The following is a 20,059-nucleotide window of genomic DNA, read 5'->3' as shown; positions in this document are numbered from 1 at the left end:
AATCAGGCAGGCCGAAGATTGTCAGGAAAGGGTTTTCAGGCTCGTGGCGATCCGGTCCACACAATCGTCGATCTGTGCCCGGTTGATTACCAGCGGGGGCGCAAGGCGGATCTTGTCGCCGTGGGTGGGCTTGGCCAGGATGCCCTGGTCTTTCATGTGGAGGCAAAGCTTCCAGGCGGCCTCTTTATCCGTGTGTTCAACGATAATGGCGTTGAGCAGGCCTTTGCCGCGTACAAGGCGAAGGAAGGGCGATTGCATCTGGCGCAGCTGCTCGCGGAAATAAGCGCCCATCTCTTCGGCGTTTTCGGCCATCCGTTCATCTTTCAGCACAGCGAGGGCTTCCATGGCCACAGCACAGGCCAGCGGGTTGCCGCCATAGGTAGAACCGTGCTCGCCCGGCCCGATCGTCATCATTACGGAATCGTCGGCCAGCACCGCGCTCACCGGGAGCACGCCACCACTGAGGGCTTTGCCCAGTATCAGGATATCGGCACGTACGTCTTCGTGGTCAACGGCGAGCATCTTGCCGGTGCGGCATAGGCCTGTCTGGATCTCGTCGGCGATAAACAGCACGTTAGCCTCTGCACACAATTGTTTGGCGGTGCGCAGGTACCCTTCATCCGGTACCACCACGCCCGCTTCACCCTGGATGGGCTCCACGAGAAAGGCAGCGACGTTTTCATCCCGCAGCGCAGCGCGGAGCGCGTCAAGGTCATTGTAGGGCACCCGTTCAAATCCGGGCATGAAGGGGCCGAACTGGGTGTAGGAGCTGGGGTCGGAGCTGAAAGAAATCACCGTAGTAGTACGGCCGTGGAAATTTTCGTTGCAAACGATGATTTTGGCCGCGCCCTCGGCGACTCCCTTCACCCGGTAGGCCCAGCGGCGTGCCAGCTTGAGCGCGGTTTCCACCGCTTCAACACCGGTATTCATGGGCAGCACTTTGTCGTAGCCGAAATAACCGGTGATGTAATGCTCATATTCACCCAGCAGATTGCTGTAAAAAGCACGGCTGGTAAGGGTCAGCTTTTGCGCCTGCTGCACCAGCGCATTGACGATGCGCGGGTGGCAGTGGCCCTGGTTGACAGCCGAATAGCCTGAGAGAAAATCGAAATATTGCTTGCCCTCTACGTCCCAGAGGTGCACGCCGAGCCCGCGCTCCAGCACCACGGGCAGCGGATGGTAATTGTGGGCACCGTACTGGTGCTCCAGTTGCATAAAATAATTGGGGTCCTGGACCCGTGTTTCTACGGTAGCCATAATAGAAGAATAAGAAAGTTAAACAGGAGAGGAGCTGCAGGTAAATGCCACCCGGGGGGCGGGGAATGTCATGCCGGTACTCAGTGATTGAGTAGGTCGAGATTAGCCTTTAAAATATGGGGCGTTGCCGGATGCATCGGAAACAAATATAGCAATTTGCCGCAAAGCAGCCTTAGAGGCGTATTGAACGCACGAAGTAATCCGGCGGGTAGGACGAAGCGATCTCCGTATGTTCTTTCGGGAAAATGCCGAATACAGCGGAGCCGCTGCCGGTCATTGCGGCGTAGCATGCACCGCGGTCGTAAAGATCCTGTTTCAGCTCCGCGAGCTCTGGGTATTGCGGGAACACGGAATCCTCGAAATCATTGTGAAGGGTGTCGCGCCACTGCGCAACCGGGAGTGTGGCCAGCGTGCGGAGTGAGGGGCGGTCATCGTCGGGCCTTACCCGGCTGAAGGCGGCGCTGGTTGGAATGTGCAGCCCCGTATGGACAAGCTGCAGCCAATAACCGGAAAGATCAAGCGCCAGGGCCTCAATGCGTTCGCCACGACCCGACGCAAAGCCGGGGCGGTTGTAGAGAAAGAACGGGCAATCGCTTCCCAGCTGGAGTGCGAGCGCCGCAAGTTCATCGGTTGAAAGTCCGAGACCCAGCTTTTCATTGAGCAGCATCAAGGTAAATGCCGCATCGGCGCTGCCGCCGCCAAGGCCCGCGCCGCTGGGCAGCACCTTGTGCAGGTGCAAGGCAACCGATGGAAGGTCGGGGAAGCGCCCTTGCAGCAGCCCGTATGCTTTGAAGCACAGGTTCTGCTGCGGGGTGGCGGTGACGGCGCGCCCGCTGGCGGTGAAGGTAATGTGCCCTTTTCCCGCCACCTGGATCCCTTCCAGCATATCATAAACCGGCACCGGGTAAAAGATGGTTTCCAGGTCATGGTAACCATCGGCGCGCCTGCGCCGCACCTGCAGACCGAGGTTGATCTTGCAATTAGGAAAAACGATCATTAATTATTTCCGCTTCTTCCGGTTGTTGATCTCATCGCGGATGGCGATGGCGCGGATATAGTCCTCCTGCTCGAGTACTTCGCCCAGCAGCGTATTCAATTCTTCAAGAGAGAGGCTGTGGAGGTCTTCCTTGCTGCCGGTAGTGGTGGTGGTCGGCTCGTCGTCTTCCTCTTCTTCCGAGGTGGCCGACGACTTGCGGCGCTTGGTGGTGCTGCTGTCTTCCATCATGATGCCGGCCGAATCGAGAATGTGCTCGTAGGTATACACGGGGCAGCCGAAACGCACGGCAAGTGCCAGGGCATCGGAAGTGCGGGAATCGATTTCGATCGTATCGTTATCAGAGGAGCAGACAAGCTTGGAGTAGAAGATGCCTTCCTGGAGGTCCGAGATAATGATCTCGTGCAGGTCGATGTTGAAGGCATTCATGAAGTTCTTCATCAGGTCGTGGGTGAGGGGGCGGCTCGGTTGCATCTTCTCGAGCGCAACCGCGATGGCCTGCGCCTCAAAGCCGCCGATCACGATGGGCAGACGGCGCAGCCCGCCAACTTCGCCCAGCACTACGGCATAAGAATGAGTTTGGGTAATACTATGCGACAACGCCACAATTTCCAGTTCTATTTTCTTCATATCCGTATTCTAAAACTTTGCTGCTTTACAAACCTACTGATTTAAACAATAAAAATGCCACAGCGGAGGCTATGGCATCGGGTAAGCTCTTCTCTTAAACGCCCTTGTATTTCTTCACGGCTTCCACCATCTTCGGCACTACCTCGAAGGCGTCTCCGACGATGCCGTAATCGGCGGCTTTGAAGAAGGGTGCCTCGGGGTCTTTGTTGATCACCACGATGGTCTTGGAACGGTTGACACCGGCAAGGTGCTGGATGGCACCGGAGATGCCGATGGCGATGTAGAGGTTGGGAGCGATCGCTACACCGGTCTGGCCTACGTGCTCGTTGTGCGGGCGCCAGTGGGCGTCGGCAACGGGGCGGCTGCAGGCCGTGGCGGCACCCAGCGCGTCGGCGAGGTCTTCCACCATCTTCCAGTTTTCAGGGCCTTTGAGGCCACGACCGGCGCTCACCACAATATCGGCTTCGGTAAGGGCCACCTTGCCGGAAGTCTTGGTGGTAGCGGTAACGCGCAGCTTCGGCTCATCCACCTGTGCACTGAAGGGCACTACCTCGGCGGAGCCGCCGCTTTCGGTGATGGCGAAGGCGTTGGGGTTGAGTGCGATTACCTTGCGGTCGGTTTTCACCGAAACCTGGGCGAAGGCCTTACCGGAGAAAACGTTTTTGCGCACCGTGAAGGCACCGTTGGTATCGGGCAAGGCGGTGGCACCGGCAACAAGACCGGCTTTGAGGCGTACTGCCACGCGTGGTGCGATGGCTTTGCCGGAAGAGTTGTTGGAAAATACGACGATGTTGGCGCCGGTAGCTTCGGCGGCTTGTGCCACCACCTTCGCATATACCTGGGCATCGAGCTTGTCGAGCTTGCTGTCCTGCACCTGGTGGATCTTCGTGATTCCGTATTTGCCGATGGATTGAAGGTCGTTGGGGTTGCCGAGCACGAGGGCTTCAGCGGTGGTGCCGGTCTTCTGGGCCAGCTGTGCGGCATAAGAAGCTGCCTCGAAGGAGGCTTTCTTGATGTGGCCGTCGATATGGTCGATGAAAACAAGAACAGACATAAATGTGTGGATCTAATAATTTGAAGATTGGATGATCGCATCTTTCGATCTCGGATCTCGGATCTCCGATTTGTAGCAAATCGGAGATCGGACATCGTTAGATTACTCTTGCGTCGTCGTGCAGCATGCGCACGAGCTCGTCGACATTGTCGGCCGAAACAAGCTTAACACCTGCCTTGGCCGGCGGGAGACCGAATTCGGCCACCTCGGTGAGGGTTTCGGCCGAAGCTTCCACCACTTTGAGGGGCTTGGTACGGGCAGCCATGATGCCGCGCATGTTGGGGATGCGTGCTTCGGCCATGCCCTTCTGGCAACCGAGCACGAGCGGGAGCGCGCCTTCGAGGGTTTCTTCACCGCCTTCGATCTCACGCTTAACCGTAACCGTATTGCCAGAAACCTGCAGTGAGGTGGCCAGTGCCACATAGGGCATATCGAGCAGCTCGGCGAGCATGCCGCCAACAGCGCCGTTGTTATAATCAATCGTTTCCTTTCCGGTGAGAACGAGATCGTAGCTACCGCCCCTGGCTACTTCAGCAATGGCGGAAGCCACCTGGTAGGGGTCGGTAGGATCAAGGTTGATGCGGATGGCCTCGTCGCCGCCCAGCGCAAGCGCTTTGCGGATGATGGGCTCGGCATCGGCGCCGCCGACCGTTACGAGGTGAATCGTTGTGGATGCATCGGCTTCCTTCAGTTCAATCGCACGCACCAGGGCGTACCATTCATCATAAGGGTTGATGATCCACTGCACCCCGGCATCGGCGAATTTTTTGTTGTTGTCCGTGAAGGCTATTTTTGCCGTGGTATCTGGCGTCTTACTGATGCACACCAAGATTTTCATATAAACAAACAGGTTTTAGAGTGAATAGCGGAAAGTTGCTTATGCAACCATCCGGCATGCAAATATAAGCTTTAGCCCCTGCCAAAATACATTTTGTAATGGACCGGATCGCCCGTTTGAAAGAGCTCCTGAGCACCCAGCCCGACGACTCATTTTTGCAGCATGCGCTGGCCCTCGAACACATAAAAAACGGCGACGACGCCACGGCACGCACCCTCTTTGAATCTGTGCTGGGACGGGATCCTGGCTATATCGGCTCTTATTATCATCTTGCCAAGCTGCTGGAACGGCAGGGGGAGGAGGCGCTCGCCATCAGCACCTACGAAAAGGGGATGGCAGCAGCCAAAGCAGCGGGCGATAACCACGCTTTTTCAGAGCTGCGTTCGGCCCATGAAGAACTGACAATGTAAGGACCGTTACCCGTGGTTTCCCTGCCGGCCGCCAGAACCGTTCGCCGGGTAATTTTTCCCACCGATTTCATAAATGTTGATTGTGGATCTGTTTTCCCGTTTCATAGAATATATCAAAGACGAGGAGCTCTTCGGGTCGAAAGACCGGTTGCTCCTTGCCGTTAGCGGCGGCCTCGATTCGGTGGTGCTCACGCACCTGTGCCGGCGTGCGGGCTTCCCGGTCACGCTTGCCCATTGCAATTTCGGGTTGCGTGGCGGCGAGAGCGACGGAGACGCAACATTCGTACGGCAACTTGCCGAAACGCTGGGGCTGCCCTATTTCGAAAAAAGCTTTCCCACGCAGGCCTATGCCCTGGAACAAAAGTTATCGATCCAGGAGGCAGCGCGGGAGCTGCGGTATACCTGGTTTGAAGAGCTGCGCCTGCAGCTGGAGGAGGCCGGTACGGGCAGGGCATACCTGCTTACTGCCCATCATCTTGATGATTCCATTGAAACGCTCCTGATCAACTTTTTCAAAGGAACCGGCATTGCAGGCCTGCACGGCATCCGCCCGAAGAACGGGAAACTCGTTCGCCCCTTGCTTTTCGCAAGCCGTGCCGAGCTGGAGGCGTGGGCACATGCACAGGGGCTCCGGTGGCGGGAAGACCGCTCCAACCAGGACCCGAAGTACACCCGTAACGCGGTGCGGCTCGAGCTGCTCCCGGCCATCGAACGGGTGTTCCCGGGGGCGCGCGCCAACCTTGCCGCCAATATCGGTCGCTTCGCGGAGGTCGAGCAGTTGTATCGGGCATCCGTAGATCTACGGATTCGCAAAATGACCCGAGTTTCGGGCGCCGAGCTGCGTGTGCCGGTACGGCAGCTCCTGAAGGCCGAAGCGGTCGATACGCTGCTCTGGGAGCTTGCCCGCCCCTTCGGCTTCAAGCCGGGGCAGGTGCCGGGCCTGCGGGCACTGCTGCAAAGCGCGCCGGGACGTTACCTCGCCTCCGGCACCCACCAAGCCGTTCGCCACGGTGCCTGGCTGCTCTTTGCGCCGCTGGGCGTACCCGACAACACGGTTTTTGTTATCGACAAAACAGAGGAGCGGGTCCTGTTCGGAACGCAGCTCCTGCAGATGCAGGTACTCCCTGCCGCGCCGGCCGTATTGCCGGCCGACCCGCAACTGGCCTTGCTGGATGCCGCGACGCTCGACTACCCGCTGGTGCTGCGGCGGTGGAAGCCCGGCGACTATTTTTACCCGCTGGGCATGCGCAAGAAGAAAAAGGTGGCGCGCTTCCTCATCGACAGCAAGCTGTCGAAAACGCAAAAGGAGCAGGTATGGGTGCTGGAGTCGCACAAGCGCATCGTGTGGGTGGTGGGTCACCGCATCGACGACCGGTTTAAGATCACCGCGCACACGCGAAAGGCGATCAGCGTCCGCGTCGGGCCCCTCAGCGGTCCGCCCAATGACGCACCTGGAAAATGAAGTCGCTCACGACCGGCTGGCCTGCAGCTATCCCCGCCACGATAATGAACGCAATACCGAAAAGCGCTCCCCAGAGGTGGGCCGAATGGTTGATATGTCCGGCTCCTTTCCGGTCGAGGTAGGAGGTAAGCAGGAGGTATAGAAAGCCGAAGATGAATCCCGGCAGGGCCGGAAGAAGGAACAGGCGGATCGGCATTGTGGGCGAAAGAATGATGCAGGCAAATATGACCGCACTCACCGCCCCCGACGCACCGAGGCTGCGGTAATACGCATTGTGCCGGTGCTTGTTGAAGGATGGCAGGTCGCTCGCCAGCAGTGCAGCTACATATAGAAACGCATAAGCCAGCTGCCCGTAACCGGGGAAGAGCTCCGTAAACCGGTATTCCACATAGCTTCCGAATCCATACAATGCATACATGTTGAACAGCAGGTGGAAGTAATCCTGGTGAATCAGCCCGCTGGTAAAGAAGCGGTACCATTGGCCGTTGTCGATGGCCGGGCCGTAGAAGATCAGGTCATCCATTACTTTCTGATTTGAAAAGGCAATGAGCGACACGATCACCGTTACGGCGATGATCACGTAGGTAATCAGGGGCACAAAGGGTTGTTCGAACATAAGCTTACTTGTGGTGGTATTTTTCGTTGCGGAGAATGGTGCCGGCGCGGTAGAGCTGCTCGGCCAGCACGAGGCGCACCAGCTGGTGGGGAAAGGTAAGGGCCGACAGCGACCATTGAAACTGGGCCCGTCGCAGCACCGCCGCGTCGATGCCAAAGGCGCCGCCGATCAGGAAGACAACCGTCCGGGTGCCTTCATTGGCCCTTTGCTGCAGCAGCCCCGCGAGACCTTCGGAGCTGAGCCCTCTGCCGCGTTCGTCAAGGGCCACCAGGTAGTCGTCGGGCTTCAGCGCGGCGAGGATGAGCTCGCCCTCACGCCGCTTCAGTTCGGCTTCGGAAAGGGTACCCGCGCCCTTCGGCACGGGGATGATGTTCCACTCCGCCGGGAAATAATGATTGAGCCTTTTGGTGAAATCCTCGATCCCCGCTTTTACATAGGGCTCGTGTGCTTTCCCGATGGTCCACAATGCTAGTTTCATGCGCTTTTCTCCGGGGCAATACTACGGCAATTCGCCGGGTCGAAGGCAGGCCGTGGCATCTTAGTACAACATTTGCAGAACGGGAGGGAAAGACTACGAACGGATGTGTTTTAAGGCCTGGTGTTTTTTTGCCTGGATGTTGATAATGAATGCCTGCGTGGCGCAGGCGCAACCCCGCGATTCGGTGACCGTGCCGGTAAGCCTGCAATACCGGCATCCCGGGCTGCTGAACCGGATCCTGCTGGGCAATAATTACCGGAAGCTGTGGGAAACCCCGGTGCGCCTGCCGGTGTTCCGGCTCGATGGCTTTACAATAAAAGAACTCGGCGGAGGAAATCAAACGCTTTCACTTCAGCTCGTCGATGGCGATGGCAAAGCCTGGGTGTTGCGTACTGTTGACAAAAACGTAAAACGCGCCCTACCGCCGGTGCTACGGAGCACCTTTGTGCTCAATATGACCCAGCAGCAGGTCTCGGCAGCGCATCCTTATGCCCCGGTGGTGGTGGCACGGCTGGCAAGGGCGGTAGGGGTTACGGCCCCCGATCCAACCTTTTATTATGTGTCCGACGACCCGGCGTTGGGCGAATATCGGCCGCTTTTTGCAAACTCCGTTTGCCTGCTTGAAGAACGCGAGGCCGGGGAGCGCAATACCCATAATTCGGGAAAGGTGATGGAACGCCTCGTGGATGAGGGCAGCGTGCGCCCCGACCAGGGCGCCATCCTGCGGGCCCGGGTACTCGATATCCTGGTGGGTGATTGGGACCGGCATGCTGACCAGTGGCGCTGGGCCGAGCGTCGCGAGTCCGACGATATGGCGATGGTATTTGGCATCCCGCGCGACCGCGACCAGGCCTTTTTCTTCAGCGACGGGCTTCTGCCACGTTTCCTCCAGGTGGTAGCGCTCCGCTACCTCGTTTCCTATAACCGCGACCTCGACCACTGGCGTCCGCTTACTTATAAGTCCTGGCCCTTCGACCGGTATTTTCTCAACGGGCTCGACCGCGGGCAGTGGAGCCGCAACCTCTCTACCATGCAGGCCTCCCTTACCGACAGTGTACTTTCGGAAGCGGTGCACCGCCTTCCGCCCGAGATTTATGCCAGGAACGGCAAACGGCTGCTCCGCCAGCTGAAAGGGCGCCGCGATGAACTGTACCGCAAGGGCATGCGTTATTACCATTACCTGTGCGGCTATGTCGATATCTATGGTACGGACAAAGACGATGAGTTTGTGATAACCGGGAGCGGCGATTCGCTACGGGTGCAGGTGTTTCAGCGAAAAGGCATGCAACGCGGCGCCGTGCTTTACGACCGGCGCTTCCTGCGCGCAGAAACCCGCCTGCTGCGGCTTTGGGGCATGCGGGGCAAAGACCGCTTTGTATCCGACCCCGGCGACACACGCTTCGTTATCGAGATCGCTACCGATGACGGGGGCGACGAATTTGCGCTCGATCCGCTGAAGCGCGTACGCCAGGTAAAAGACAAAATGCCCTGATCACGTAAGTATACGAAACGGATACGTGGATCTTACAATACTTCGGTCGTACATCTTCGTTGCCTTTTGCACGCCTCGTGGAATTTCCTAAAGCCGGGCTAATGCTTTTCACAGGCCGCGCTAAAAAAGCTCATCCGGGAAAACCATTTTGAAACCGGAAGCCGTACTTTGGGAAAGTATTCTTAACCCAAAACCCGTCCTTATGAAAAAGATCCTCCTGGCAGGAATCCTGCTTTCCGCAAGCACGCTCTCCATCGTAGAGGCGAACGCTACAAGCAGCCCCGTACACCATGTGCAGCGCCTGGCGTTGCCGAAGAATGTTGCTGACGCTTTCAGCGCGTTCGAGGCGCAATATGCCGCACAGGGCTTCATCCTCACCAATGTTCAGTGGTCGCACAGCAAGAACAAGTACACCGCTACGTACCTGATCGCCGACATGGCGAGCGACAACGTGTATGACGGTTCCGCTTCCTGGCTGGCCAACGGCCAGCGTGTTACCGGCGGCACCGGAAGCGGCACTACTCCCGAATGAGTTATCCGCGCTTTTGCAAAACAGGCCCCGGCAGGGGCCTGTTTTGTTCAGATCGGGTGGCGCTGGCTTTTTTGAAGGATAAACGCGTCATTTTGACGGCGTTTCGGGCAGATGAGCTAATTTTGCCGGCACCAAATTCTAGCAGCATGAAGCAAACGATTACCTTGTTCCTGTTAATGATCGGCATGGCGGCTTCGGCCCAGCGCACCGAGTTGCGTGCCGGCGCGTTGGCGTCTTTTTTCGGTAAGTCGGGCGTCGGCGATGGCTTCGGCGGCGAATTATACGTGGGTGAGCGCTGGGGTGTTTTCTCCTCCGGGCTCAACATCCAGGCGGTGCACTCAAGCCACAACGGCATCTATGCGCCGGTGACGGCATCTATCGGCCTGTCGGCCGGCCCGCTTACTTTCCACGTCGACCCGGGTTTCCTCATTCACAACCAGTCGGTGGGTAAATACGAAGAAAAAGGCCGCTTTTATTTCGGCAGTGGTATCCGCATTACCGGCGAAGACGGCCTGTATGTGAACCTGCAATACGGCAAGCACTACACCCGCGTCGACGATGGCTCGAAAGCAAGCGGCACAAGCGCGGTGGCACTTTCGATCGGTTACCAGTTCGGCTCGCGTAAATAATGCGTCGTACGAAAAATTAATAAAGGCTCCCTGACCGGGGGCCTTTTTATTGCGCGGAAGCGAACCCGGGAACACGGATTATTCCGGAAACTCCTGGATGACCTTTGCGTCCAGGTAATTCATGGCGTAGGCAACTTCCTTATCGCTGCAATTGCAGGTAATACTGAGGTTGATGAGGTCCTTCTCAATAATGTTATTATCCACGAGGCTTCGGAACCGGGTAAAGTCCTGAGGCGTCTGAAACTGTATGGTCACCTTTCTTTTCAAAAGCAGGATTTGTTTGTGTGTCGCCGGCATTCGGGGGCGCCGGTTTTCAGGAGTCTAAATTAGTGTGTTCGGATGAACTGTAGCGTACAATACCGCATTAGGAAGGAAAAGAAATCCGAATTCATGATTTGCTGATGCCTGGGCGGTGGCACTGGAATTGCAGCGCTTACTGCAAACGCATTCCAATGAAAAAGGTATTGGTTCTATGTTCCGCGCTCCTGCTGGGCACGGCAGCGCTTCATGCGCAAACAACGGACGACATCAAGTCGACACCGACCAAGCAAAAAGAAGAACACAGCGACGGCACCAAGGTAAAGGTGAAGCCGAAGACCACCGCGAAGGACAAAGCTTACAACGTGGTGCACCGGAACAAGAAGCGCAGCAGCGGTACAAAGGCCAAGATGAAATCAGCCGACGGGGAAAAGACGCGGGTACAAACAAAAACATCTGAGTCCACAATCCGCAAAGACAACTGACTGAAAGCCCCGCACGCCGGGGCTTTTTCATTGCTAACACATTGAATGCAAGGACGCAGCGGGTTAAACGCGGACCGATTCTCTGAAAATTTTTTCGCAGGTTTTTTGTTTTTTAAACTCCGGCCTCCCTATATTTGCACTCCCAACGCGATGGCTGCGTAGCTCAATTGAATAGAGCATCTGACTACGGATCAGAAGGTTTCAGGTTTGAATCCTGACGCGGTCACAGAGAACCTCACAGAAATGTGAGGTTTTTTCTTTTTGCCCATAGCTCGACGGAATAGAACATCCTCCCTTCGACGGGAATGTTTCAGGTGGAAATCCTTTTATGGTCACAAGAGCACGTTTCAGAATCTTGTGGTTTTCGTTTCATGTCGGGGCCGGCTAAATAGCGCATTCCTGACACGGGCCCAAAGAATGAGCCCCGGCAAAATCCGGGGCTCATTCTTTCTAAGACGTATCGTAAAGGCGCTCGGTTCTGGTTCAATCAAAACTCCCAACGGCGAAACGATTCAAGCGCTGCATAGCGGGTGAGGCCGAGCTGCGCGAAAAGGTTGGCGGTTGCGGCGTTCCGCTCTTCGGCACGCTGCCAGAACTCGCGCGCGTCGTTGCCCTGGAAGGGAACGATGTCCTTTTGCGACTGGTGCATAAATATTCCGTGGCGCTTTTCCAGCACCTGGCCGGGGCTCATGGGCACCGCCATATCGGTTTCCTCCACCGACCATTCCTGCCAGGCACCCTTGTACAGCCAGAGGCGGCAGTCTTTGATCCAGTCGGCACCGGCTTCCTTCAGCTGGCGCAGGGCCTCGAAAATGATATCGAGGCATACCTTGTGCGTGCCATGCGGATCGGCGAGATCGCCGGCGGCAAACACCTGGTGCGGCCGCACTTCTTCCAGCAGCTTTTTCGTGAGCTCGATATCGGCAGGGCCCATCGGCGCTTTTTCGATCGTGCCGGTTTCGTAAAACGGCAGGTCCATAAAATGCACCTGCCGTTCGGGCAGACCTACATAGCGGCAGGTGGCGCGCGCCTCGCAGCGGCGGATGAGTCCTTTGAGCGAACGCACCAGCGGCGAATCGAGCTCGTGCGGCGCTTTCTGCGCCAGGTATTCGCGCACCTCGCGGATGGCGCTGGCCGAACGCTCGTTGCTGCCCGCGGCGATCGACTCGAATCCTTCGGCGAAGTCAAGGTGGCGGATCACGAATTCATCGGTGACCGCGATATTGCCGGAGGTCTGGTAGGCCACATGCACCTCGTGGCCCTGCTCGTGGAGGCGGCGGAAGGTGCCGCCCATGGAGATGATGTCATCATCGGGGTGCGGCGAAAACAGCACCACGCGCTTGGGCCAGGGCTCGGGGCGCTCCGGGTGCGACGGCAGCGAGCCGGGCTTGCCACCGGGCCAGCCGGTGATGCAGTCGCGCAGCATGTAATAAACGTCGAGGTTGATGGCGTAGGCATCGCCCTGCTCCGCCAGCAGGTCGCTGAGGCCGTATTCGTTGTAATCGTTGTTGGTGAGCGAGAGGATCGGCTTGTCGCGCTCCAGGGCCATGTTCACCACGGCGCGGCGGATCATCTCCGGGGTCCATTCCACTTCCCCGGTGAGCCAGGGCGAGCGGTGCCTGGTCAGCTCGGTTGCTGCGGCGTCGTCGAGAATGAAGGTGCAGTCGGGATGCTGCTGCAGCAGCGAGGCGGGCACCGATTCGCTGACAGCGCCTTCCACGGCGCGGCGCACGATGCGGGCCTTGCCGCCGCTCCAGGCCATCAGCAGGATGCGGCGCGCCGACAGGATGGTGCTGAGGCCCATCGTCAGTGCTAGGCGCGGCACCTCGCCGGGGTTGGCAAACTCAAAGGCGTTGGCAATGCGTGTGTCCTGCTCCAGGTTGATGAGACGTGTGCGCGAGTGAATGCTCGAGCCCGGCTCATTGAAGCCGATATGCCCGTTGTGCCCGATGCCAAGCACCTGCAGGTCGATGCCGCCCGCCGCTACGATGGCGGCTTCATAAGCCGCGCAGTGTGCCTTGAGCTCGCTCTTGGGAAGCCTGCCGTCGGGGATGTGGATGTTGGCGGGGTTGATGTCGACGTGGCGGAACAGGTGCCGGTGCATGAACTGCCAGTAGCTCTGGAAGGCATTCCGGTCGATGGGGTAATATTCGTCGAGGTTGAAGGTGACGGCATGTGCGAAGGAGAGGCCTTCCTCCCGGTGCAGCCGCACGAGTTCGGCGTAAAGGGCGATCATGGTACTTCCCGTAGCCAGACCAAGCACGCAGGGTTTGTTTTCGGCAGCACGCGCGCGCAGGGTCTGCGCGATGATGTTCGCCGCCGCGCGGGAGCCTTCGGCAGGATTAGGGAAAATGCTGACAGGTATGCGCTCAAAGGCGTCGATCAGGTTTTGTTCGGCAATCGGCATCGTAATCGTTATCGTTATGGTTGCTTAAAAGTAGTACCATGCAACCAATAAAAATGCCCGCCTTGTATGTGCGGGCATTTCAGTTTGATGAACCGGTATTTACATGCGTTCCGGAACACGGATTCCGAGCAGGCTCATCGCGGCTTTCAGCACTTCGCTGGTGCGGCGGCAAAGCTCGAGGCGCAGCCACTTCTTGGCTTCGCTCTCGGCGTTGAGTACGCTGTGTTCCGAATAAAACCCGTTGTAGGTTTTGGCAAGCGTAAACGCATAGTTGGCGATCACCGACGGGTTGTATTCGGTTGCCGCCTGCTGCACTGTGCTGCCATACTGCTCGATGAGCAGAAGCAATTCTTTTTCCTTCGGCAGCAGACTTTCCTCCCCGGAAGGCGCAAACGAAATATCGCCGGCTTTGCGAAGGATGGATCGGATCCGTGCGTGGGTATACTGGATGAAGGGACCCGTGAAGCCCTGGAATTTGATCGTCTCTTCCGGGTTGAAGAGCATCTTCTTCTTCGGGTCTACATGCAGCAGGAAGAACTTGAGGGCGCCGAGCGCGATGGTTTCATAAAGCTCTTTCAGCTCGCCTTCGCTGAATTCTTCCACTTTGCTGTGGGCCCGGGTTTCGGCCTCGGCCACCTTCACCATTTCGTTCACGAGGTCGTCGGCGTCCACCACGGTGCCTTCGCGGCTTTTCATGCGGCCTGTCGGCAATTCCACCATGCCGTAAGAAAGGTGGTGAATGCCGTCAGCATAGGGCGCACCCAGCTTTTTGAGTATGAGCTGCAGCACCTTCATGTGGTAGTTCTGCTCGTCGGCGATGACGTAGAGGCTCTGGTCGTAGGGGAACCACTCGTATTTCTGCTGCGCAAGGCCCATGTCCTGCGTGATATAAACCGATGTGCCGTCCTTGCGGAGCACCAGCTTTTCATCGAGGCCTTCGGCCGTGAGGTCGATCCATACCGAGCCATCTTCCTTGCGATAGAAGACGCCTTTTTCAAGTCCCTCCTTTACGAGGTCGCGGCCCAGCAGGTAGGTATCGCTTTCATAATAAATCTTATCGAAGTCGGTGCCGATGCGTTTGTAGGTGGCGTCGAATCCTTCATACACCCAGCTATTCATTTGCTTCCAGAGGCTCATCACCTCCGGCTTGCCCGCTTCCCAGTCTACGAGCATCTGCTGCGCCTCTTTCATGATGGGCGTAGAGGCACGTGCGATCTCGCGGAGGCCATCGAGCGCTTTCTGCGCGGCTTCGCCTTTGCGGTCGCCGTTGGCCCAGTTCTTATAGATCGCTTCGGCTTTCACGCGCTGCGCTTCGGTAAGGGTGTCGAACTTGCCGTTCTTCAGGCGCTCCATGACAGGCTCCGTCTGGGCCTTGAGTTCGTTCTCGAAGCGCACGTAATAGTCACCCACAAAATGGTCGCCTTTCTGGCCCGCACTCCGGGGCGTGGCGCCGTTGGCAAACATCTGCCAGGCGATCATGCTTTTGCAGATATGGATGCCGCGGTCGTTGACGATACAGGCTTTTCTTACTTCGTTGCCGGCTGCCTTCAGGATCTCGGCCACGCTCCAGCCAAGAAAGTTGTTGCGCAGGTGCCCGAGGTGCAGCGGCTTGTTGGTGTTGGGAGAGGAGTACTCCACAATGACGTTCTGCCGGCTACGGGTTTCGGCAGCAACGGGTTTCCGCAGGAATTCAAGCAGCACCGCATCGGCGAGCGTGAGATTCAGGAAGCCTTTGATCACATTGAAGGCCGTGAACAGGCCCGGGTTATCGGCCACGATGCGGGCGCCGAGCTCCTGGCCCAGCGCTTCGGGGCTTTTTCGCAGGCTCTTCACCAGCGCAAAAAGAACAACGGTATAATCGCCCTCGAACTCGGGCTTCGTCTGGTTAATGGTGATCTCCTCCGGCGTCACCGCGGTGCCGTAAAGGCTGTTGATTGCGGCGGCGCTGGCTTCTTTAACACGGGCTACAAGGCTCATTTGCTGCGAAAAATTAGGTCGCAAAGATAGTAGTTGAATGGGGTAATGGGGTGATGGGGTAATCGGAGCATCAGTATTTCGATGGATCGATGAGCCGGACGATAGCTGGATGTGTGAGCTCAATCAGTACAACGAGGCGCGTCGGCATTCGGTTTCTGATGTAACCGCCAAAATATGTCGGTCGATAAGATTACCCCATTATCCCATTCTCCCGTTACCCCATTCGCATTAAATTCGCGCTTCATGAAACAGGTGCACTATACCGTCCGGGCGCTCATATTGCGCTTTATTGACCTGTTTTACCCGCCATTCCGGCGCTTTATGCCCCTGCAGCTGTTTCGATACGCGGCCTGTGGCGGCGGCAACACGGTGTTCAACATCGTGCTGTATTATCTCTGTTACCATTATGCGCTCCGCGAAGAAGTGCTCGATCTCGGGTTTTATGCCTTTGAGCCGCATACCGCGGCGGTGTTCCTTGCCTTCTGCTGCACGTTTCCAACCGGTTTTTACCTGAGTATGTTCGTCGTCTTCCAGGGCTCCTACCTGAAGCGGCGCGTGCAGTTGTGGCGGTATTTCCTGGTAACGATGGCCTGCCTCTTCCTCAACTGGATCTTCGTTAAGCTGTTCGTGGAAGGCCTCGGCTTTTACCCGACGCCGGCCTACATACTCACTGTGGTGATCGTGGTGCTGTTCAGCTACCTGGCCCAGCGTTTTTTTACGTTCAAAGGCAACGGCTCCGGACCCCTTGAGGACTAGAGCGCGATCTCATTCACCACCACTGCCAGCTTGCCGGCGCAATTTGTCCGGATCTTCAAGGCGTCGGGCAGCGCATACAGCGCCGTAATCTGCAGGTTCGATACCGAACCCGAACCGCGGATGCCCCTGGTCCATTCGCGGTTGAGCCAGTCGTTGATGGTTTTCGACGCAGAATCGTAATAGGGCTGCATCGGGAAGGAGGTATATTTCTTCAGCTCCGTGGTGATCTTGTTGGAGAAAAGCCACTTGGCGGTTTTCAGCAGCAGGTTTTTCGTTTGCAGGTCATAGGCGAGTTCGGCCACCTCGATGGTCTTTTTAGCCGCATCATAAACCGGCTTGCCGATAAAGACCGCCGTACCATTGAAAGAACCGGAGAAATCGAGTTCGAAGCGCAGGTTGCCGGTGGTATCGGAGGTGACCCGGGTGCCTTCTACCACAATGTATTTTTTGAAAAGCCCGTCGCTCACATCGAAGCGCTTGTGGAGCATATAGGTGTTGAGCACCTGCGTGAGCGAATCGTACTGCAGTGCTGCCTCAAGAAAAATGTTGAAGCCGCCGGGGTGCGCGGTGTTGCTCAGGTCGGGCACGGCCGAAGCGGTTTCGGCGGGCCGCGAAAGGCTTACCACCGGGGTGGCGGAGATGCCGATCGAAATGTTGAGCAGGTCGTTTTTCGCCGATATGTTTTCCATGCGGAGTCGTTTGGGGTGAAGGGAGAAATACCCTGCTCCCGGGATTGCATAAACCGTGCTGAGCTTATTCCAGGCCTGTTGCAGAAAGGGGCGGAGGTTGACGCGGCCGAAGGAGTCCTGCAGCTCTTTCTTCGAAGCGTCGAGCTTGGCGCGGATGCCGTCGATGACCGTACTGGTCACGTCCTGCCCCCAGAAGCAAACCGTGCATTTGTCGAGTGCCTGCGGCTCGGGACGCACGATCGTGGTCTGCAGCAGCAGGTCGGGGCGGACGTTGAAGGTGGCACCGAAGCCGATCACCACGCGACGCTCGCTCTCCTTGATGCCGCAGGAGCACTCGGGTGTCCAGGGGCTTACCACCGTGCCGTTGACGCAGGCACGGGAAGAGCCGATGATCTGGTAAAAGCCGGTAAAGGCCAGGTTGAACGCGGTGCCGGTGGCCGAGAAGCGCAGGGGCGAACGGCGGAGGTGGTATTTGTAGCGGGTGCCGCAGTCGGGCTGCACCCAGCCGGCCGGCCAGCCGGGGGAGGCAAAGGCCGTGTCGACCTTTTTTTCGGCCATGGCGTAAAGCGGGCGGAGGTTGATGGTGATGGGGATATCGATGTCCGACTCGGGCAGGGAGTCGAGCAGGCGGCGGGCAGAGTCGGTAAGCGGCTTCTGGGCAGCGGCACCAACGGTCAGCAGGAGCCCAAGGACGGTAAAGAGGCGTTTCATCGGCTGCAAAATAAGCAATCGGGATGTGGAAGCGAGAAAGGACGGATAAGTAAAAGAAGAGTTTTTCACCGCGAAGAAGAGAAGGAGCTAAGGATTACGCTAAGTTTTTATTGTCTGTATCGTCGCAAGCAAAAGTCTGCCATCAAGCGCGACCGTTATCCTTGGCGTAACGCTTCTTTACTCCTTTTCTTCGCGGTGAAAGACCTTAGTCACCTTTGCCCCCTTCCTTCGACGAACCGGCAAAATGTCGCCTCTGCCGTAAAGGCCTGTCATTTTACGACCCTGTTCCGCCTCAGACCGGCCCCGCCTGACACGTTCCTGACAAAATTGCACATTACGGCGCAGGGGCATAATGATTGATGATAAAATGCGAACTCATTAAAAAATCAGACAAGAAATGGGAAAGATTATCGGTATTGACCTGGGAACGACCAACAGCTGCGTCGCGGTAATGGAAGGCAATGAGCCCGTGGTGATCGCCAACGACGAAGGCCGGCGTACGACCCCGTCGGTAGTGGCATTCCTCAAGAACGGGGAACGCAAGGTGGGCGACCCGGCGAAGCGCCAGGCCATCACCAACCCGCAGAATACGATCATGAGCGTGAAGCGCTTCATGGGCCGCCGCTTCGATGAAGTGACGGAAGAAATCAGCCACTGGAGCTATAAAGTAGCCAAAGGCGACAACAATACAGTGCGCATCGACATCGATGGGCGCCTTTATACACCGCAGGAGATCTCGGCCATGGTGCTTCAGAAAATGAAGAAGACCGCCGAAGACTACCTCGGCCAGGAAGTAACCGACGCCGTCATCACCGTGCCGGCTTACTTCAACGACGCCCAGCGCCAGGCCACCAAGGAAGCCGGTGAGATTGCCGGTCTCAACGTGCGCCGCATCGTAAACGAACCCACCGCGGCCGCACTGGCCTATGGTCTCGACAAAGGCGGCAAAGACCACCACATCGCCGTATTCGACCTCGGCGGCGGTACCTTCGATATCTCCGTGCTGGAGCTCGGCGAAGGCGTATTCGAGGTGAAATCCACCAATGGTGACACCCACCTCGGCGGTGACGACTTCGACAAAGTAATTATGGACTGGCTTGCAGAGGAGTTCCGCAGCGACGAGAACGTTGACCTCCGCAAAGACCCGATGGCCCTGCAGCGCCTCAAGGAAGCTGCCGAAAAGGCCAAGATCGAGCTGTCCTCTTCCTCGGAAACAGAGATCAACCTCCCTTATATCACGGCCATCGACGGCGTGCCCAAGCACCTCGTGAAAAAGCTGACCCGCGCCAAGTTCGAGCAGCTGGCCGACAACCTCTTCGAGCGCTGCCTGCGGCCCTGCGAGCAGGCCCTCAAGGACGCCGGTCTCAGCGTTGGCCAGATCGACGAAGTGATTATGGTGGGCGGTTCTACCCGTATCCCCAAGGTGGGCGAGATCGTAGAAAAGTTCTTCGGCAAGAAGCCCAACCGCGGTGTTAACCCCGACGAGGTGGTTGCCATCGGTGCCGCCATCCAGGGTGCCGTACTCACCGGTGAGGTGAAGGACGTGCTCCTGCTCGACGTGACCCCGCTGTCGCTCGGTATCGAAACCATGGGTGGTGTGATGACCGCGCTGATCCCCTCCAACACTACTATCCCCACCCGGAAGTCGGAGACCTTCTCCACCGCTTCCGACAACCAGCCCGGCGTACAGATCCACGTGCTGCAGGGGGAGCGCCCGATGGCCTCCCAGAACAAGAGCCTCGGCGTGTTCAACCTCGACGGCATCCCGCCGGCACCTCGCGGCGTTCCGCAAATCGAAGTGACTTTCGACATCGACGCCAACGGCCTGCTGCATGTGACGGCTAAGGACAAAGGCACCGGTAAGGAGCAGAAGATCCGCATCGAAGCCGGCTCGGGACTGAGCAAGGAAGAAGTGGAAAAGATGAAAGCGGAAGCCAAGGCCAACGAGGCTACCGACAAAGCCGAGCGCGAGCGCGTGGAGAAAGTCAACGCGGCCGACTCGATGATCTTCCAAACCGAGAAGCAGCTGAAGGAATTCGGCGACAAGGTACCGGCCGATAAGAAGGCGCCCATCGAGGCAGCCCTGGAGAAGCTCCGCGAGGCGCACAAGAGCCAGGACCTGGCCGCCATCGATACAGCCATGGCCGAGATGAATGCTGCCTGGACATCCGCTTCGGAAAGCATGTACAACTCCACCCAGGGTGGCCAGCCCGGCCCCGACGGAGGCGACCAGCAAGGTCCCCAGGGCCAGCAGGGCGGGTCGGAAAATGTAACCGACGCCGAGTTTGAAGAAGTGAAATAAGGCTATATGAAGGGGCGGCTACCGTAGCCCGGATTTTGAAAATGACGATTAAGACAGCAGCCGCCCGCCCGATAAAAAAAGC

General features: G+C 57.7%; 19 protein-coding genes and 1 tRNA gene. 9 read left to right on the top strand and 11 right to left on the bottom strand.

Annotation, left to right across the window (positions count from 1 at the left end; genetic code table 11):
• Positions 1 to 21 precede the first annotated feature (21 nt).
• The 5 genes from rocD to EPD60_RS07310 form a co-directional block, all read right to left on the bottom strand.
• Entirely contained in the window at positions 22 to 1,257 is a 1,236-nt protein-coding gene (gene rocD, locus EPD60_RS07330; RefSeq protein ID WP_243647782.1) for an ornithine--oxo-acid transaminase, read from the bottom strand.
• 172 nt (positions 1,258 to 1,429) lie between these two features.
• Entirely contained in the window at positions 1,430 to 2,254 is an 825-nt protein-coding gene (gene ispE / locus EPD60_RS07325; protein WP_131448379.1) for a 4-(cytidine 5'-diphospho)-2-C-methyl-D-erythritol kinase, read from the bottom strand.
• 3 nt (positions 2,255 to 2,257) lie between these two features.
• On the bottom strand, positions 2,258 to 2,881 hold the full coding sequence (locus EPD60_RS07320; protein ID WP_131448377.1) for a bifunctional nuclease family protein: 624 nt from the start codon (positions 2,879 to 2,881) through the stop codon (positions 2,258 to 2,260).
• 94 nt (positions 2,882 to 2,975) lie between these two features.
• Entirely contained in the window at positions 2,976 to 3,935 is a 960-nt protein-coding gene (locus tag EPD60_RS07315) for an electron transfer flavoprotein subunit alpha/FixB family protein (RefSeq protein ID WP_131448375.1), read from the bottom strand.
• A gap of 97 nt (positions 3,936 to 4,032) precedes the next feature.
• The gene (locus EPD60_RS07310; RefSeq protein ID WP_131448373.1) at positions 4,033 to 4,773 is read right to left on the bottom strand and encodes an electron transfer flavoprotein subunit beta/FixA family protein; all 741 of its coding nucleotides are present in this window, start codon (positions 4,771 to 4,773) and stop codon (positions 4,033 to 4,035) included.
• A gap of 98 nt (positions 4,774 to 4,871) precedes the next feature.
• On the opposite strand from EPD60_RS07310, the gene EPD60_RS07305 reads away from it, so the two are divergent.
• Both EPD60_RS07305 and tilS read left to right on the top strand, forming a co-directional pair.
• Positions 4,872 to 5,183, top strand: coding sequence for a tetratricopeptide repeat protein (locus EPD60_RS07305; protein ID WP_131448371.1), 312 nt, complete (start codon positions 4,872 to 4,874; stop codon positions 5,181 to 5,183).
• An 82-nt stretch (positions 5,184 to 5,265) separates the two neighbouring features.
• Positions 5,266 to 6,645 carry a tRNA lysidine(34) synthetase TilS gene (gene tilS, locus EPD60_RS07300; protein ID WP_131448369.1) on the top strand — a complete coding sequence of 460 codons (1,380 nt, stop codon included), beginning with the start codon at positions 5,266 to 5,268 and terminating at the stop codon, positions 6,643 to 6,645.
• On the opposite strand, the gene EPD60_RS07295 is transcribed toward tilS, so the two are convergent.
• The gene (locus EPD60_RS07295) at positions 6,611 to 7,261 is read right to left on the bottom strand and encodes a rhomboid family intramembrane serine protease (RefSeq protein WP_131448367.1); all 651 of its coding nucleotides are present in this window, start codon (positions 7,259 to 7,261) and stop codon (positions 6,611 to 6,613) included. The genes tilS and EPD60_RS07295 overlap by 35 nt on opposite strands.
• Before the next feature lie 4 nt (positions 7,262 to 7,265).
• Positions 7,266 to 7,739 (bottom strand): 23S rRNA (pseudouridine(1915)-N(3))-methyltransferase RlmH, encoded by a 474-nt coding sequence (locus tag EPD60_RS07290; RefSeq protein WP_131448365.1) that lies wholly within the window; start codon positions 7,737 to 7,739, stop codon positions 7,266 to 7,268.
• A gap of 136 nt (positions 7,740 to 7,875) precedes the next feature.
• On the opposite strand from EPD60_RS07290, the gene EPD60_RS07285 reads away from it, so the two are divergent.
• The 3 genes from EPD60_RS07285 (at position 7,876) to EPD60_RS07275 (ending at position 10,392) form a co-directional block, all read left to right on the top strand.
• A complete protein-coding gene (locus EPD60_RS07285) occupies positions 7,876 to 9,231 on the top strand; it encodes a hypothetical protein (protein ID WP_131448363.1) in 1,356 nt (451 codons plus the stop codon).
• Positions 9,232 to 9,433: 202 nt separating this feature from the next.
• Positions 9,434 to 9,763, top strand: a complete 330-nt coding sequence (locus tag EPD60_RS07280) for a hypothetical protein (protein WP_131448352.1) — start codon at positions 9,434 to 9,436, stop codon at positions 9,761 to 9,763.
• Positions 9,764 to 9,909: 146 nt separating this feature from the next.
• Positions 9,910 to 10,392 (top strand): hypothetical protein, encoded by a 483-nt coding sequence (locus EPD60_RS07275; RefSeq protein WP_131448350.1) that lies wholly within the window; start codon positions 9,910 to 9,912, stop codon positions 10,390 to 10,392.
• A 78-nt stretch (positions 10,393 to 10,470) separates the two neighbouring features.
• Here EPD60_RS07275 and EPD60_RS07270 read toward each other — a convergent pair whose 3' ends face one another.
• The gene (locus EPD60_RS07270) at positions 10,471 to 10,659 is read right to left on the bottom strand and encodes a hypothetical protein (protein ID WP_131448348.1); all 189 of its coding nucleotides are present in this window, start codon (positions 10,657 to 10,659) and stop codon (positions 10,471 to 10,473) included.
• Positions 10,660 to 10,844: 185 nt separating this feature from the next.
• Between EPD60_RS07270 and EPD60_RS07265 the strand changes: the two genes are divergently transcribed.
• Both EPD60_RS07265 and EPD60_RS07260 read left to right on the top strand, forming a co-directional pair.
• Positions 10,845 to 11,135: a hypothetical protein gene (locus EPD60_RS07265; RefSeq protein WP_131448346.1), complete on the top strand. Its 291-nt coding sequence runs from the start codon at positions 10,845 to 10,847 to the stop codon at positions 11,133 to 11,135.
• Positions 11,136 to 11,287: 152 nt separating this feature from the next.
• Positions 11,288 to 11,361 (top strand) — tRNA-Arg (locus EPD60_RS07260).
• 261 nt (positions 11,362 to 11,622) lie between these two features.
• On the opposite strand, the gene nagB is transcribed toward EPD60_RS07260, so the two are convergent.
• Together nagB and argS are read right to left on the bottom strand one after the other, a co-directional pair.
• The gene (gene nagB, locus EPD60_RS07255) at positions 11,623 to 13,542 is read right to left on the bottom strand and encodes a glucosamine-6-phosphate deaminase (protein WP_131448344.1); all 1,920 of its coding nucleotides are present in this window, start codon (positions 13,540 to 13,542) and stop codon (positions 11,623 to 11,625) included.
• 99 nt (positions 13,543 to 13,641) lie between these two features.
• Positions 13,642 to 15,519, bottom strand: a complete 1,878-nt coding sequence (argS, locus tag EPD60_RS07250; RefSeq protein ID WP_131448342.1) for an arginine--tRNA ligase — start codon at positions 15,517 to 15,519, stop codon at positions 13,642 to 13,644.
• Between the two features lie 243 nt (positions 15,520 to 15,762).
• Here argS and EPD60_RS07245 point away from each other — a divergent pair, with 243 nt between their 5' ends.
• On the top strand, positions 15,763 to 16,275 hold the full coding sequence (locus EPD60_RS07245; RefSeq protein ID WP_131448340.1) for a GtrA family protein: 513 nt from the start codon (positions 15,763 to 15,765) through the stop codon (positions 16,273 to 16,275).
• On the opposite strand, the gene EPD60_RS07240 is transcribed toward EPD60_RS07245, so the two are convergent.
• Positions 16,272 to 17,675: a DUF4403 family protein gene (locus tag EPD60_RS07240; RefSeq protein WP_131448338.1), complete on the bottom strand. Its 1,404-nt coding sequence runs from the start codon at positions 17,673 to 17,675 to the stop codon at positions 16,272 to 16,274. The two genes, EPD60_RS07245 and EPD60_RS07240, sit on opposite strands and share 4 nt — an antisense overlap.
• A gap of 397 nt (positions 17,676 to 18,072) precedes the next feature.
• On the opposite strand from EPD60_RS07240, the gene dnaK reads away from it, so the two are divergent.
• Positions 18,073 to 19,977, top strand: coding sequence for a molecular chaperone DnaK (dnaK, locus tag EPD60_RS07235; protein ID WP_131448336.1), 1,905 nt, complete (start codon positions 18,073 to 18,075; stop codon positions 19,975 to 19,977).
• Positions 19,978 to 20,059 lie beyond the last annotated feature (82 nt).

Origin of the sequence: Flaviaestuariibacter flavus (genome assembly GCF_004337505.1) — a bacterium.
GTDB lineage: Bacteria > Bacteroidota > Bacteroidia > Chitinophagales > Chitinophagaceae > Flavisolibacter > Flavisolibacter flavus.
Note: the sequence above shows the minus strand (reverse complement) of the source record. Positions and strands in the feature narration are given on the sequence as shown.